Annotated in this window: 17 protein-coding genes and 1 tRNA gene; 10 read left to right on the top strand and 8 right to left on the bottom strand. The window is 31.9% G+C overall.

Annotated elements, in window-relative coordinates:
• Positions 1–243: 243 nt before the first annotated feature.
• Together BUA99_RS06940 and BUA99_RS06935 are read left to right on the top strand one after the other, a co-directional pair.
• The gene (locus BUA99_RS06940) at positions 244–960 is read left to right on the top strand and encodes a CDP-alcohol phosphatidyltransferase family protein (protein ID WP_072990076.1); all 717 of its coding nucleotides are present in this window, start codon (positions 244–246) and stop codon (positions 958–960) included.
• 8 nt (positions 961–968) lie between these two features.
• Positions 969–1832 carry a glycoside hydrolase family 25 protein gene (locus BUA99_RS06935; RefSeq protein ID WP_072990073.1) on the top strand — a complete coding sequence of 288 codons (864 nt, stop codon included), beginning with the start codon at positions 969–971 and terminating at the stop codon, positions 1830–1832.
• A 15-nt stretch (positions 1833–1847) separates the two neighbouring features.
• Here the strand turns inward: BUA99_RS06935 and BUA99_RS06930 are convergent, their stop codons facing one another.
• From BUA99_RS06930 to BUA99_RS06910, 5 genes are all read right to left on the bottom strand, one after another.
• Positions 1848–2072, bottom strand: coding sequence for a DUF5808 domain-containing protein (locus tag BUA99_RS06930; RefSeq protein WP_072990070.1), 225 nt, complete (start codon positions 2070–2072; stop codon positions 1848–1850).
• 86 nt (positions 2073–2158) lie between these two features.
• Positions 2159–2899 (bottom strand): LPS export ABC transporter ATP-binding protein, encoded by a 741-nt coding sequence (gene lptB / locus BUA99_RS06925; protein WP_072990067.1) that lies wholly within the window; start codon positions 2897–2899, stop codon positions 2159–2161.
• Positions 2900–2998: 99 nt separating this feature from the next.
• Positions 2999–3352, bottom strand: a complete 354-nt coding sequence (locus BUA99_RS06920) for a carboxymuconolactone decarboxylase family protein (RefSeq protein ID WP_072990064.1) — start codon at positions 3350–3352, stop codon at positions 2999–3001.
• On the bottom strand, positions 3345–4160 hold the full coding sequence (tatC, locus tag BUA99_RS06915; protein ID WP_072990061.1) for a twin-arginine translocase subunit TatC: 816 nt from the start codon (positions 4158–4160) through the stop codon (positions 3345–3347). The genes BUA99_RS06920 and tatC overlap by 8 nt, the downstream gene beginning before the upstream one ends.
• Positions 4160–5125: a KpsF/GutQ family sugar-phosphate isomerase gene (locus BUA99_RS06910; RefSeq protein ID WP_072990630.1), complete on the bottom strand. Its 966-nt coding sequence runs from the start codon at positions 5123–5125 to the stop codon at positions 4160–4162. Before BUA99_RS06910 ends, tatC begins: the two co-directional genes overlap by 1 nt.
• Before the next feature lie 84 nt (positions 5126–5209).
• Here BUA99_RS06910 and BUA99_RS06905 point away from each other — a divergent pair, with 84 nt between their 5' ends.
• The gene (locus BUA99_RS06905; RefSeq protein WP_072990058.1) at positions 5210–7405 is read left to right on the top strand and encodes a RecQ family ATP-dependent DNA helicase; all 2196 of its coding nucleotides are present in this window, start codon (positions 5210–5212) and stop codon (positions 7403–7405) included.
• A 78-nt stretch (positions 7406–7483) separates the two neighbouring features.
• On the opposite strand, the gene BUA99_RS06900 is transcribed toward BUA99_RS06905, so the two are convergent.
• Positions 7484–7723 carry a hypothetical protein gene (locus tag BUA99_RS06900; protein WP_072990054.1) on the bottom strand — a complete coding sequence of 80 codons (240 nt, stop codon included), beginning with the start codon at positions 7721–7723 and terminating at the stop codon, positions 7484–7486.
• 167 nt (positions 7724–7890) lie between these two features.
• Between BUA99_RS06900 and BUA99_RS06895 the strand changes: the two genes are divergently transcribed.
• On the top strand, positions 7891–9456 hold the full coding sequence (locus BUA99_RS06895) for an NAD(P)/FAD-dependent oxidoreductase (protein WP_072990051.1): 1566 nt from the start codon (positions 7891–7893) through the stop codon (positions 9454–9456).
• A 178-nt stretch (positions 9457–9634) separates the two neighbouring features.
• On the opposite strand, the gene msrB is transcribed toward BUA99_RS06895, so the two are convergent.
• The gene (gene msrB / locus BUA99_RS06890; RefSeq protein ID WP_072990048.1) at positions 9635–10198 is read right to left on the bottom strand and encodes a peptide-methionine (R)-S-oxide reductase MsrB; all 564 of its coding nucleotides are present in this window, start codon (positions 10196–10198) and stop codon (positions 9635–9637) included.
• Between the two features lie 575 nt (positions 10199–10773).
• On the opposite strand from msrB, the gene idi reads away from it, so the two are divergent.
• The 6 genes from idi (at position 10774) to BUA99_RS06860 (ending at position 13884) form a co-directional block, all read left to right on the top strand.
• Complete coding sequence (idi, locus tag BUA99_RS06885; protein WP_072990045.1) at positions 10774–11325, top strand: isopentenyl-diphosphate Delta-isomerase; 552 nt, start codon at positions 10774–10776, stop codon at positions 11323–11325.
• Between the two features lie 21 nt (positions 11326–11346).
• Positions 11347–11757, top strand: coding sequence for a 6-pyruvoyl trahydropterin synthase family protein (locus BUA99_RS06880; protein ID WP_072990042.1), 411 nt, complete (start codon positions 11347–11349; stop codon positions 11755–11757).
• Positions 11757–12215, top strand: a complete 459-nt coding sequence (locus BUA99_RS06875) for a peroxiredoxin (protein ID WP_072990039.1) — start codon at positions 11757–11759, stop codon at positions 12213–12215. The genes BUA99_RS06880 and BUA99_RS06875 overlap by 1 nt, the downstream gene beginning before the upstream one ends.
• A gap of 129 nt (positions 12216–12344) precedes the next feature.
• The gene (locus tag BUA99_RS06870; RefSeq protein WP_072990036.1) at positions 12345–13307 is read left to right on the top strand and encodes a type I phosphomannose isomerase catalytic subunit; all 963 of its coding nucleotides are present in this window, start codon (positions 12345–12347) and stop codon (positions 13305–13307) included.
• Between the two features lie 159 nt (positions 13308–13466).
• On the top strand, positions 13467–13733 hold the full coding sequence (locus tag BUA99_RS06865; protein ID WP_072990033.1) for a hypothetical protein: 267 nt from the start codon (positions 13467–13469) through the stop codon (positions 13731–13733).
• A gap of 77 nt (positions 13734–13810) precedes the next feature.
• Positions 13811–13884 (top strand) — tRNA-Thr (locus BUA99_RS06860).
• Between the two features lie 714 nt (positions 13885–14598).
• On the opposite strand, the gene BUA99_RS06855 is transcribed toward BUA99_RS06860, so the two are convergent.
• Positions 14599–15306, bottom strand: a complete 708-nt coding sequence (locus BUA99_RS06855) for a DUF4369 domain-containing protein (protein WP_072990031.1) — start codon at positions 15304–15306, stop codon at positions 14599–14601.
• Between the last annotated feature and the right edge of the window lie 51 nt (positions 15307–15357).

The following is a 15357-nucleotide window of genomic DNA, read 5'->3' as shown; positions in this document are numbered from 1 at the left end:
ACCAAACTACTGTTGTTAATGAAGTTGCTTTTATTATGAAAAATTCGTCCGTTTTGAATATCATCCGAATTACTTTAATTAAATCTCCGTTAAAAAACGTACAACTGCTGAACTTATTACATTAAATTTGCGGGAACTGATAATTTGATGAAAACCATTCTTAGTTATTAATTCAAACTTTAATATTTCCGTTTATTCTGCGTTATTAAAGGTTGATTACAAAAAAAACAAAATAGAAGACCTATGAATATTAAAAAGCACATTCCTAATTTAATCACTTTACTCAATCTTTTTTCGGGATGTATCGCGCTAATGTTCGCTTTCAATCAACAGTTTGAAATGGCATTTTTATTTGTGTCTTTAGGTATATTTTTGGATTTTTTTGATGGTTTTTTTGCTCGTTTATGGAAAGTAGCAAGTCCGCTTGGATTGCAATTAGACTCACTAGCTGACATGGTTACAAGTGGTGTGGTTCCTGGATTAGTTATGTTTCAAATGATGATTAGTTATTCGTCACCTATTGTTGCAGGATATTTACAATGGTTTCCTTATCTAGGTTTTATAATAACTTTAGGATCATGCTATCGTTTAGCAAATTTTAATATTGATACGCGACAAACGGATTCCTTCATTGGTTTGCCAACTCCTGCAAATACACTTTTTATATTGAGTTTACCATTAGTTTTAAAATTCACTGATTCACTTTTTCTGATTGAATTTTTAACAAATCCATTCGTTTTACTCGCAATTACAATTCTCAGTGCCTATATATTAAATGCTGAAATCCCACTTTTTTCTTTAAAAATTAAAAAGTTTGGTTTCAAAGAAAATACGTTACAAATTTCTTTCCTCATAATTTCTCTTCTTTTATTGATTTTCTTTAAGTATTTAGGAATTTCCTTATTGATTTTATTCTATGTGTTACTTTCTATCGTAAACAACAAAAGAATTAAAAAGTAGCTTCTTGAATGAGAAAGAAAATAATTAGAAAACGAAATAACACTTTTCGAAAGTCTCAGAAAAAAAGTTCTTTTTTTTCTGGTAAAATAGTTCAGTATCTTCTTCTAAGTTTTTTAGTGCTTGTGCTTTTAGCAGTGGGTTACCATTACAGAAACGGATTAGCGTACTACTTTAGTTTTAAATCTAACAAAGCTGTATTAGAGGAACGTGAAGCAAAAAGGATTTCTGATGTTCGTAATTTTCAAGTTTTGGAAAAGCACGCAGGACAGAGCATAGGAATTGATGTTTCAGAATATCAAGGACAAATTAGTTGGTCATACGTAGATACAATAGAAAATAAATATCCATTACATTTTGTTTTTATTCGAGCCACAGTGGGCAAAGATCGTTTAGATCGTCAATTTAAGCGTAATTGGCTTGGCGCCAAAAAAAATAAAATGATTCGAGGAGCTTACCATTATTACCGACCAAATGAAAACTCTCTTGAACAAGCGGAGTTATTTATTTCTATGGTTAAACTTGAGAAAGGAGATTTACCGCCAGTTCTTGATATTGAAAAATTGCCTAAAAATCAATCTATTGCTAACCTAAAAATTGGATTGAGACGCTGGCTGAAAGCTGTAGAAGCGCATTATGGTGTTAAACCCATAATTTATTCAGGCGAGCGTTACTATGATGATTTTTTAAAAGAGGAGTTCTCCGATTATCTTTTTTGGATTGCCAATTATAACTTCTATCGAGAGCAAATAGAATCTGATTGGCTTTTTTGGCAGTTTACAGAGAAAGCGAGTATTCCTGGAATAAAAGGAAATGTTGACGTGAACATTTATAATGGAGATTTGCAGCAACTGCAATTTATAACAGTTGAATAACGGTTTTGCAAAATTTTATTTTAGGTTGACCATGGTGAAAACTAATAATAAAAAAATCAATAATGTAATTACTGAAATAGGGTTTGCAAAGTTTATTGTCCAGCCCATCCACGCTATTCTTTTTGGAGGAAAAATCCGCTTGTCTTCTCTATTAAAATAAAAGAATCCTAAAAACCAATTGTTTGGATCTTGATGCCATCTTCTTTTAGTTTCATCTGAGGGTTCTGAATTATTTGACATTTGTCTATCTTTTTAGGTTATTATTTATTTAGCTTTAAAATTTTTTGCGGTTTTTCCTTTTTAAGTTGAGACTAATTTTGTTGAAATTAAAATTCTAATTTCTTTTTTCGCAACTCAAAATTTTGTCCTAAATAAACCCTACGCACCATTTCATCTTCTACTAATTCTTCTGGAATCCCTGCTTTTAAGATCCCTCCTTCAAACATTAAGTACGTTTTATCAGTAATAGCTAGCGTTTCTTGAACGTTATGATCTGTAATTAAAATACCAATATTTTTATTTTTTAACTGAGCCACAATACGTTGAATATCCTCTACAGCAACGGGATCAACTCCTGCAAATGGCTCATCTAATAATATAAATTTTGGATCGGTTGCAAGACATCGCGCGATTTCAGTTCGTCTTCGCTCTCCTCCTGAAAGTAAATCACCTCGATTTGTTCTGATGTGTTCTAAGCTAAATTCATCTATTAAACTTTCCATTTTAGCTTCTTGTTCTGCTTTTGAAAGTTTAGTTAATTGTAGGACACTTAAAATATTATCCTCAATACTTAACTTTCTAAAAACGGATGCTTCTTGTGCCAAGTAACCAATTCCCTGTTGTGCTCTTTTATACATTGGGTAATCCGTAATATCTAAATCATCAAGATAAATATTCCCTGAATTTGGCTTCACTAAACCCACGATCATGTAAAAAGAAGTTGTTTTGCCAGCACCGTTTGGACCTAAAAGTCCAACAATTTCACCTTGATTCACCTCTACCGAAATGCCTTTAACAACACTGCGTCCTTTATAAGTTTTGACAAGATTTTCGGCTCTTAATTTCATCTGATTATGTTTTTTCTTTTTAGTCAATTAGCGATAAAACCGTTCAATTAGATATCTGAATATTCAAATAAAAATTAAACGGTTTCAATTCTCACTAAGTTATTTTGTTGCATTTTCTTCAAGAGCTTCCCAAAATTCGTAAGCTCTACGTAAATGAGGAACTACGATGGTTCCACCAACTAATGTAGCAATACCCATAGCTTCCATCATTTCCTCTTTAGTGACACCTTCTTTGTGACTAGTTTCAAGATGGTATTTTACACAATCATCACAACGCAAAACTGCTGATGCAACTAGTCCAAGTAATTCTTTAGTTTTTACATCTAATGCGCCTGCAGCATATGCATTAGTATCTAAATTGAAAATTCGCTTAACAATTTTATTATTGTCAGCCAGTAATTTTTCGTTCATTTTAGAACGATATTCATTAAATTCTTCTATAATATCAGCCATTGATTTTGTTTTGATTTTTTACTACTACTTTTGAAATTAAAATACTCACTTCGTAAATTAGTAACATAGGGATTGTTACTATTACTTGACTTATAACATCTGGTGGCGTTACAATTGCTGCTACCACTAAAATTACAATTACCGCATATTTCCAATATTTTCTTAAGAATTCTGGAGTTACTAAACCTAATTTTGTTAAAAAGTAGATGATTATAGGTAACTCAAAAAATAATCCGCAAGCAATAACACTGGTTTTAACCATTCCAATATAGGAATCCACACTAAATTGATTTTGTACAACACTACTAATTGTAAAAGTTGCAAAAAAGTTAACTGACATCGGCACAATCAGAAAATACCCGAAAAGGACACCCAGAAAAAAAAGTAAAGAGGAAGAGAAAATAAATAGCTTTGCATTTTTTTTCTCTTTTGTATACAAGGCAGGACTTATAAATTTCCATACTTCCCATAAAATGAAAGGGAAACCAAGAATAAATCCAGCAGTTACACAGGTCCAAATTAAAACATTAACTTGTCCCTCCATATTTACATTTTGAATGATAAAAGGCATTTCAGTCACACATATAATATCTGTAAAACCCAATTGATTTGACAAATCACAAAATAAACGATAGGTTATAAAATTTGGACTGGTAGGACCAAAAATGATAACATCAAATATGTAATCACTTACAAAAAAAGTAAAAGTTGCCAATATTAATATTGCAGCCGTACTTCGAACCAACAACCATCTCAGCTCTTCAAGATGATCTAAAAACGACATTTCGTTTAAATTTTTTTTAGCCATTATACTATTCCTTCTTTTAAAATATCATGTAAATGCAGTACTCCTTTATATTCTCCGTTGTCAACAACAACTAGTTGAGTGATGGAAAAGTCTTCCATTATATTTAGTGCTTCAACAACCATTTCATTAGATGAGGTCATTTTTGGATTTATTGTCATTATATCTTTTGCAGTTAATTCGGTAAATGAATCTCTCTCGTTAAGCATTCTTCTGATATCACCATCGGTAATGATACCAATTACTTTGTCATTATCTACAACAGCAGTAACTCCAAGTCGCTTCTCAGAGATTTCGAAAATAACTTTTTTTATTGGTGCATCTGGATTCACTTGGGGTTTTAATGAGTTTTCCAGCATGTCTTTTACTTTTAGTAATAGTTTCTTACCTAAAGCACCTCCAGGATGATAAATAGCAAAATCTTGAGGCTGAAAACCACGCATTTCCATAAGACAAACCACAAGAGCATCGCCCATAACTAGCTGTGCTGTTGTGCTATTTGTGGGTGCTAGATTGTTAGGGCAGGACTCGGAATCAACGGTTGTGTTGAGAACAATATCTGAACCTTTTGCTAAGAAAGAAGTCATGTTTCCTGTGATAGCGACCAAGATATTTCCAAATCGTTTCAATAATGGAACAAGAACTTTAATTTCGGGGCTGTTGCCACTTTTAGATATACATATAATAACATCTTCATTTTGAATCATGCCTAAATCACCGTGAATTGCCTCTGAAGCATGTAAAAAAAGTGACGGAGTTCCAGTAGAATTGAATGAAGCAACCATCTTTTGAGCTATTATTGCGCTTTTACCTATCCCCGTAATAACTAATCGTCCTGTGGAATTATATATTTTTTCTGCTGCATCGATAAAGCTTTCATCAAGGTAATCCGCTAATTTTGCGATAGATTGACTTTCCGATAAGATTGTTTTTTTGGCACTAGCCAATATATTTTCTCTTGTAATCAAAACAGAATTTTTAAATTTGTGTGTTTCAAAGAAATTTGTATCTTTAGATGTCGCAAATTTAAACAAATTACCACAAATTACAGAATGAATCCAAACGAAATTGATATATATAAGGAATTAAAGAAGTATTTTGGCTTTAGCCAATTCAAAGGATTGCAGGAACAAGTTATCAAGAGTATACTCAATAAGGAAAATACGTTTGTCATCATGCCTACAGGCGGTGGAAAGTCACTTTGTTATCAATTACCTGCTTTAGTTCAAGAAGGAACTGCAATAGTTGTTTCACCTTTAATTGCTTTAATGAAAAATCAGGTTGATGCGATTAGAAGCCTATCGTCAGAACACGGTGTGGCTCACGTTTTAAACTCATCATTAAACAAAACCGAAATTACTCAAGTTAAAAAAGACATAACTTCTGGTATTACAAAATTACTTTATGTAGCACCCGAATCCTTGACAAAAGAGGAGTACGTTAATTTTCTTAAAAATGTAAAAATTTCATTTGTGGCAATTGATGAAGCGCATTGTATTTCAGAATGGGGTCATGATTTTAGACCAGAATATAGAAATCTCAAGCACATCATCAAACAATTAGGAGATGTTCCTATAATTGGTTTGACTGCTACAGCAACACCAAAGGTGCAAGAGGATATCTTAAAAAACCTTGATATGACTGATGCTACAACTTTTAAAGCATCATTTAACAGACCCAATCTATACTACGAAATTCGTACAAAAACTAAAAATATCGAATCAGATATTATCCGATTTATTAAGCAAAATAAAGGAAAGTCGGGAATTATATACTGTCTTAGTCGTAAGAAAGTGGAGGCAATCGCTGAAGTTTTGCAAGTGAACGGTATTAGTGCGGTTCCATATCATGCGGGTTTAGATGCAAAAACTCGAGCCAAGCATCAAGATATGTTTCTCATGGAAGATGTGGATGTGGTGGTGGCAACAATTGCTTTTGGAATGGGAATTGATAAGCCCGATGTGCGATTTGTAATACATCATGATATTCCAAAATCATTAGAAAGTTATTATCAAGAAACAGGGCGAGGTGGACGAGATGGAGGCGAAGGCCATTGTCTAGCGTACTATTCCTATAAAGATGTAGAGAAGTTAGAGAAATTCATGTCCGGCAAACCTGTTGCTGAACAAGAAATAGGATTTGCTTTGTTGCAAGAAGTTGTGGCTTACGCCGAAACCTCTATGTCAAGACGTAAATTTTTACTCCATTATTTTGGTGAAGAATTTGACGATGTCACCGGTGATGGAGCCAATATGGATGACAATGTTAGAAATCCAAAAACGAAAGTTGAGGCTCAAGATCAAGTCGTTAAATTATTACAAGTTGTCAGAGATACTAAACATTTATACAAGTCAAAAGAAGTTGTTTTTACATTAATAGGGCGCGTAAATGCAGTCATAAAAGCGCACAGGACAGATGTACAGAAATTTTTTGGTTGTGGTTCAAATCATGATGAAAAATATTGGATGGCTTTGTTGCGACAAGTTTTAGTTTCAGGGTTTTTATCTAAAGATATTGAAACCTATGGCATCGTAAAGATTACCCAAAAAGGATTAGATTTTATCGAAAATCCACATTCTTTTATGATGTCTGAAGATCACGAATACAATGAAACGGTAGATGAAGCAATAATTTCTGCATCTAAATCATCAGCTGTCGCTGATGAGTTGTTAATGAGTATGTTGCGTGATTTGCGTAAAAAAGTAGCTAAAAAAGTGGGTGTTCCTCCATTTGTAGTTTTTCAAGATCCTTCGCTTGAAGATATGGCACTTAAATATCCAATTTCTCAAATAGAAATGATTAATATTCATGGGGTAGGCGAGGGTAAAGCAAAGAAATATGGGAAAGAATTTATAGAATTAATTAATCGTTATGTAGATGATAATGAAATCATTCGTCCTGATGATTTAGTAGTAAAATCTACTGGAGTTAATTCAGTTAATAAGCTTTATATTATTCAAAATATAGATCGTAAACTATCACTAGTTGATATTGCTTCCGCTAAAGGAATAAATATGGACGCTCTAATAAAAGAAATGGAGCAGATTGTTTATTCAGGAACTAAATTAAATATCAAATATTGGGTTGATGACATGCTGGACGACGATCAGCAAGAAGAAATTCATGACTATTTTATGGAATCTGAAACAGATAGTATTGAAAAAGCACTGAAAGAATTCGAAGGTGATTACGATGTTGATGAATTAAGATTGATGAGAATCAAGTTTATAAGTGAAGTGGCCAATTAAAAAGTAAACTTCAATAAAGATAAATCCCAAATTCCAATTGAGTTAAATATTGGAATTTGGGATTTTTATATTTGGAATTTATGCCTCGTAAATTTCACCTCGATGAGGTTTTAAAGCATCGCGAACACCAATCATATTCTCCTCAGTTACTACCATAAAAGCAATTGCTTGCATTTCATTTTGAATTTCAAAGCCTGTAATGTTTATAGGTAAATTTTCAATCGAAACATATTCTTTTAAGTGAACTTCATGATGCTCAGCTGTTTTTCCTGATGCAGGTCCGCGGAAATCCCAAATTAGTTTTATTTTTCTAGACATAGTAAGATGATTTTTAATGATTATAATCAAAGTCGCAAAGTTACAAAGTCTAATTTTAAAAATGCATTTCTGTTTCAGGAACTAATTTCACTTCAAAATACTACTTTTGCACTTTGCTTTTTTAATATAATAAGCAAATTGGATCAAAAATGAATAAATAGTAAAAAATGCCTCAAGAACTTTTATTACAAGTTAACCCAGAAATAGCCGCAAATGAATTGTTGCTTAAAGAATATTTATCAAAACAAGTTAAGGTTTCGATAGACGAAATTCAGCATGTTTCTATTTTAAAACGATCTATTGATGCGCGACAGAAATCAGTAAGAATCAACTTGAAAGTATTAGTTTATCTAAAAGGAGAGGATTTTCAAGAAATTAAATTCCAAATTCCTGAGTATAAAAATGTGGCAAATGCTCAAGAAGTAATTGTTGTGGGAGCCGGTCCAGCAGGATTATTTGCTGCTTTACAATTGATAGAATTGGGTTTGAAGCCCATAGTTATTGAAAGAGGAAAAGAAGTGCGGGGTCGCCGTAGAGATTTAAAAGCAATAAATGTAGATCATATTGTAAATGAAGATTCTAATTATTGTTTTGGCGAAGGTGGTGCAGGAACCTATTCTGACGGGAAGTTATACACACGTTCAAAAAAGCGAGGTGATGTCACAAGGATTCTAGAATTATTTGTAGCTTTTGGAGCAACGCCGGATATTTTAGTCGACGCACATCCGCACATTGGAACAAATAAATTACCACAGATTATTCAGGATATTAGAGAAAAAATTATAGAGTTTGGCGGACAAGTATTGTTTGAAACTCGACTCACCGATATTTTAGTTAAAAATAATGAAGTTCAAGGCATTGTAACTCATAAAGGAGATACCATTCTTGCTAACAAATTAATTCTTGCTACTGGACATTCTGCTCGTGATATTTATGAATTATTAGATAAGAAAGAGATATTCATTGAAGCTAAAGCTTTTGCCTTGGGCGTCAGAGCTGAACATCCGCAATCATTAATTGATAGTATTCAATACAGTTGTGATTATCGTGGCGAGTATTTACCACCAGCACCATATTCAATAGTAAAGCAAGTCAATGGTCGAGGAATGTACTCGTTTTGCATGTGTCCGGGAGGAGTAATTGCTCCTTGTGCCACAAGTCCTGGCGAGGTGGTAACTAATGGGTGGTCTCCATCTAAAAGGGATCAAGCCACAGCCAATTCTGGAATTGTAATCGAATTAAAATTAGAGGATTTCAAGCCATTTGCTAAATTTGGTGCCTTAGCAGGAATGGAATTCCAAAAAAGTATTGAGCGGAAAGCATGGAACTTAGCGGGACAAACTCAAAAAGCTCCAGCGCAGCGAATGATCGATTTTACTCAAATTAGAGTTTCATCTGAAATCCCTAAAACTTCTTATGTCCCAGGAACAACATCAGTAGAAATGGGACAAGTATTTCCCGGTTTTTTAACTGAAATATTAAGAGAGGGATTCACAGAATTTGGAAAATCAATGCGCGGTTATTTGACTAATGAAGCAATAATTCACGCTCCTGAATCGAGAACTTCATCGCCTGTGCGCATTCCGAGAGATTTATACACTTACGAACATTTACAAATTAAAGGATTGTATCCGTGTGGAGAAGGGGCTGGATACGCTGGCGGAATAATTTCTGCAGCAATTGATGGAGAAAAATGTGCAATAATGATTGCTGAAGCTCTGAAAATTAAATAATTTATATTTAATGAAAAATAATCTTTGCGATTTTGAGTTTCTTAGTCATCATTAACCCGAAAAGGTAGCAACTCCAAATCAAATTTTTATAATATGCAATGGAGTGAAATAGCTACAAAAGAATGACCAACTTGTAGCAATCTTCAAGTTGGTCATTTTAATTTAATTTTATAAATTTTTATCTCTTTACGTCTGGGATAAAATCAAGTGCAATAGAATTCATGCAATATCTTTTACCAGTTGGCTCAGGTCCATCATCAAAAAGATGTCCTAAGTGACCATCACATCTTCCGCAAAGCGCTTCAATTCTTTCCATTCCTAATGAATTGTCTGTTTTGTATACAACGCTACTTTTATTCTCTTGCTCAAAAAAGCTAGGCCAGCCGCAGCTGCTAGAAAATTTAGCTCCTGAACGGAATAGTTTGTTTCCGCATGCAGCGCAATAATAAGTACCTTTTTCGTCAGTATTCCAATATTTTCCTGTAAAAGGTCTTTCCGTGTCAGCATTTCTAGTTACATCGTAAACATCTTCTGGTAGTACTTTTTTCCACTCAGCATTTGAAACTTTTAATTTCGATTTGTCAGTATTTGAGTAGTATGGATTTCCTGGCTTTTCAATTGTATTTTCCATGGTAATTTTATTTTTTGTGTTATTTTGTTCTTTAGTGCTTTGGCCATTTACAGTTATAACAAAAAATGGAGATAGGAGTAAAAAAGTTAAAATATGCAATCTTGTTTTCATAATGGGTTAAAATTTGTTTGAATTAAATGTTTTTTTCTTACTTTTTCAATGGTATCGAAATTAGTAAATATTTGTTTTTGATTGGTTTAAAAATTATTTGATATTACAAAGATAAATCGGTTTACCATCAATTTATATTTACCACTCTGAAATTTAGTATTGATTTAGGTAAGGTTTAACTAAAGTTATTTACGAATTAAAGATTAGTAAGGTTTTAGAATCATTAGATTTTAAATTTAAATCCCAAAATTCAGAAATCATTAGAAATATTATTAAATCATTTAAAAAAAAGCTGCTACTATTTTAATTTATAGCAGCAATATTTTTAAATCTCGAAGAGTAAATTGTGTTACAATGTCATAAATACTTTTTATTTCAAATTAACTGAAGTTATCATCATAGATAGAACTTTAACAATTTTACTTTTACTTTTTCATATATTTCATTTTATATTTCTCAACTAATTTCTGAGTTTGCAGAAATTGTAATTGTTTCGACTTCAACAATTCAAAACAGAAAGTTAAAGCATTAATTCCTAACTTATTTTTCGTATTTTTGGGCAGAAATACATAACTATGATAGAAGAAAACGTGATTTTAGTTAATGAAAATGATGAGAAAATTGGGCTGATGCCAAAGCTTGAAGCACATGAGAAAGCAGTTTTGCATCGTGCTTTTTCTGTTTTTGTTCTAAACGATAAAAATGAAATCATGTTACAGCAACGCGCTGCATTAAAATATCATTCACCATTATTATGGACAAACACTTGTTGCAGTCATCAGCGAGAAGGAGAATCTAATATAGAAGCAGGCGGTAGAAGATTGTTTGAGGAAATGGGTTTTAAAACCGACTTAAAAGAATTGTTTCATTTTATTTATAAAGCACCTTTTGACAACGGTCTTACTGAACATGAGTTAGATCACGTCATGATTGGTTATTGCAATGCTGATCCTCAAATAAATCCGGAGGAAGTAGAGAGTTGGAAATGGATGAAAATTGATGCTGTAAAAAAGGATATGGTACAACAACCCGCTTTATATACCGTTTGGTTCAAAATTATATTTGATGAATTTTATCATTTTTTAGAAGAACATAAAAGCCCTTTATTACCAGAGGACGAAATTTAAAATATTAATTCATTTAATTTTATGAAAGTTACAATTTCAAGAAAAGCGCATTTCAATGCAGCACATAGATTATACAGGAAAGATTGGACGTTCGAGCAGAATGATGCCATTTTTGGAAAGTGTAATAATCCTAATTTTCACGGTCATAATTATGATTTAACTGTAAGTGTTACTGGTGAAATAGATCCAGAAACGGGATATGTAATGGATGTTAAATTTTTGAGTGATATTATCAAAGAAGATGTTGAAAATCAATTTGATCACAAAAATTTAAATTTAGACGTTCCGGATTTTAAAGACTTAAATCCAACTGCTGAAAACATAGTAGTTGTCATTTGGAATAAAATCAGAAAAAGAATCAAACCTGAATTTGATTTAGAAGTTGTGTTGTACGAAACACCTCGAAATTTTGTAACCTATAAAGGCGAATAATGGAATTAAAAGTAGGAGATAAGATTCCAAATTTTACAGCAAAAGATGCAAATGGTAATGACTTTGATAGTCAAAATGTTGTAGGACAAAAGCCCTTGGTTATTTATTTTTATCCAAAAGATAATACACCAGGTTGCACAACACAAGCATGTAGTTTTAGAGATCAATACGAGGATTTTAAAGATCTCGGTGCAGAGGTTATCGGTATAAGTAGTGACACTGTAGCTTCTCATCTTAAATTTAGTAAACAATATAAATTGCCATTTATTCTTTTATCTGATTTTGATAAGAAAATAAGAAAGGCATTTGGAGTGCCAACAGGAATGTTTGGCTTGCTACCAGGACGTGTGACTTATGTAACTGATAAAAATGGTATTATAAAAATGGTTTTTGACAGTATGTTAGCCGCAAAACATATACCTAAAGCATTGCAAGCAATTAAAAAGTTAGTAGTGTAATATATTTTAGTAATAATTATATTAAAATTGATTTATTTTGCTCTTAATTCCGTTGCTAGAAAAGGGAATTAAGAGCATTTTAGTTTGAGTTAATAATGGATAAGTATTCCATATTAAAAAAAGAAAGTTATGAAGTTTTATCCTTTACAGTTTGAGCCTATTTTTAAAGAAAGGATTTGGGGTGGAGAAAAGTTAAAAACCGTTTTGAATAAGGCTATTCTTTCCAACAATATTGGTGAAAGCTGGGAATTATCGACAGTAAAAGGAGATGTCAGTATGATTGCGAATGGCGAATGGAAAGGAAAATCTTTAATGGATGCCATAAATGAATTCCCTAATGAAATCCTAGGAACATTGGTTTATAAACGTTTTGGGACGGAGTTTCCACTTCTTTTTAAGTATTTGGATGCGCGTGAAGATTTATCTGTACAGGTACATCCAAATGATGCTTTGGCTAAAAAGCGTCATAATTCTTTTGGAAAAACTGAAATGTGGTATATCATGCAAGCCGATTCTGATTCCCGAATTCTAGTAGGATTTAAAGAAAAATCTAATGCTCAACAATATTTAGGCAGCCTAGAAAGTAAAACGCTTCTCTCTTTGTTAGATGATATAAAAGTTAAAGAAGGTGATGTCTTCTTTTTAGAAACAGGAACGGTGCATGCTATTGGAGCAGGTTTAGTAGTTGCTGAGATTCAGCAGACCTCTGACATTACATATCGCTTGTATGATTTTGATCGAGTTGATGCTAATGGAAAAACTAGAGAATTACATGTCGATTTAGCTCTAGAAGCAATCAATTATGATGTTATAAATACCAAGAGAGAATTTCTTAAAATTTCAAATCAATCAAATATAGTAGTCGATTGTCCGTATTTTATAACTAATTTCATACCCTTAGACGGAAAAATCTATTTTTCTAAAGCCGATACGTCATTTACTGTTTATATGTGTATTGAAGGAAACTTTGAAATTATGTTTGAAGAGACTAAGTATAAATACATAAAAGGGGATACTGTTTTAATCCCTGCAGCGATGAATACGTTCTCTATGACTGGAAAAGCTTCAATTTTAGAAATTTACATTTCATAATTTTTCAAATTATACTTTTTCTTGTATTTGTTAAATACAATATTTTTTTGAATGAATTTTCTACAATAGCTCTTTTTTGGAAATTTCATAGTCGGTAATAGAAAGATTATATGTACTTTTGCAGACGCAAATTAAAATTCAAATTTTAAAAAAATAAAAATGGCAAACGTTAAGAATTTAAAAAAAGACATCAACTATGTTTTAGGAGATATTATTGAAGCAGTTTACTTGTATGAAATTTCTACAACAGGAAAACCTACAACAGAAACAAATGCTTTAATTGACGAAGCTATCGCTGCTTTTGATACTTTAATCACAAAAGTAAACGTAAAAAAGGTAGAAGATAAAAAAGCACACTTCAAACAAATCAATGTTGAATTGGAACAAACTGCTAATCAATTGATTGCTAAAATCAACGATTTGTAGGCAAAAAAAAGCAAAAAAAGTTTAGATTTCCTTTGGAAAATAGAAATTCAATCTTATATTTGCACCCGTAATGAGTCGCCAGCGTAGCTCAGTTGGCTAGAGCAGCTGATTTGTAATCAGCAGGTCGTGGGTTCGAGTCCCTCCGCCGGCTCTTAATAAAACCACTTAACTTTTGTTAAGTGGTTTTTTGTTTTAGATAAATATTACATATTTTATAATTTCATGATCTGTCTTATTTTTTTGTTGAATTCGAAATCTAACTTTACAAATTTAAACATGGATGATCATTTGATCACTGACAATTTCGAAATGAACCTGAGTAAGTCAGAAAAATATCTTTTGAAAGCAACTGAAAGTAAGACTATTTTCTATTTGTTTTAGGATATAGAGGAATCGGTTTTATAGTTTTTGTAGCGCTATTTATAAATGTAATCTACGACTCGATTGGAAAAGTGAAACCAGCGATATGTCGGAAGGATAATTCATATGGGATTTTAATTTCTTCTTTCTATCTCATTTTTACATTACTGTATTTCTTTCTTATTTAGTACTTAAATAAATTTAGATCTAATTCCAAAGTAGCAATTGCAACTATTGACTCCGAGAAATTAACAGCTTCACTGATGTATTTAAAATCACATTATAAATTTGTTGGAATCAAGATGATTTTACTATTTTTAATTTATATTTTGTTTTTTATAGGTATGATCATAAGCGGAATAATTCTTAGTAATAGGCAAGGTTAATTAATAAAATCTTTCAGCATTTGCAATTACTAATGCGTCATATCGTAATCTCTTGCTAAAAATGAAAAACTATCTTGTAATTAGCAAGATGGTTTTTTAATTGTAACCTTTTTATTGATTTACTGCGCTTTTATAGTCGATACATATTGAGTAAGTTTCTTTCCATACATTGATTTTGCAACTTTTGGAGACATAGCTTTTTGGATAGTATCTAAATATTTGACGTTAATATCGTAAATTTCAGATAAAGCTATGTAAGGTGCAACTTCATATTCTCTATTGTTTAATGCAAAGTTAGTTGCAAATAAATATTTTCTTTTAATATTCGCGTCTTGTTTGATACTGATACTATCAATAGCTTTCGGATTATTGCTTTTTATAGCTTTAAATTTCTGCTCAATTAGCGTAAGATTTGAGTCTGTGAAGCGCGAGTTAATCTTCTTATATTCTTCAAAAATATCATTATTTTTGGAGCCGGTCACCTTTGCATCGGCAATATAATTATCTAAACTAGTATTAATCGTCATATTTCCAGGTTCTGCAAAAAAGGAAAGATTATTATCTAGGGAGTTGCTCGTTCCACGATCTAAAAACATGTAAAGCATTTCGGGTGATTCTAAATCTAAATGACTTTCAAAACCAGAGTTTCCATCAATATCTATAGAATCTATCACAATAAGAGAAGTATCTATAATTCTTTGAATGTACAAAGTTCCTTTTTTTAGCCCTTTTATATTTCCCGTAATATGGACATTACCTTCTGGTTCATTTTTGTTACAAGCAAATACTAATAGTATTGTTACAAAGGCAAGAATAGATTTTTTCATGTTGTATTAAAATTTGTTTTTTTTGTTTTTACTAGTCACTATAATTGTACT

The organism is Flavobacterium segetis, assembly GCF_900129575.1.
GTDB lineage: Bacteria > Bacteroidota > Bacteroidia > Flavobacteriales > Flavobacteriaceae > Flavobacterium > Flavobacterium segetis.
The sequence above is the reverse complement of the archived record's forward strand: the minus strand, read 5'-3'. Positions and strand labels throughout refer to the sequence as shown.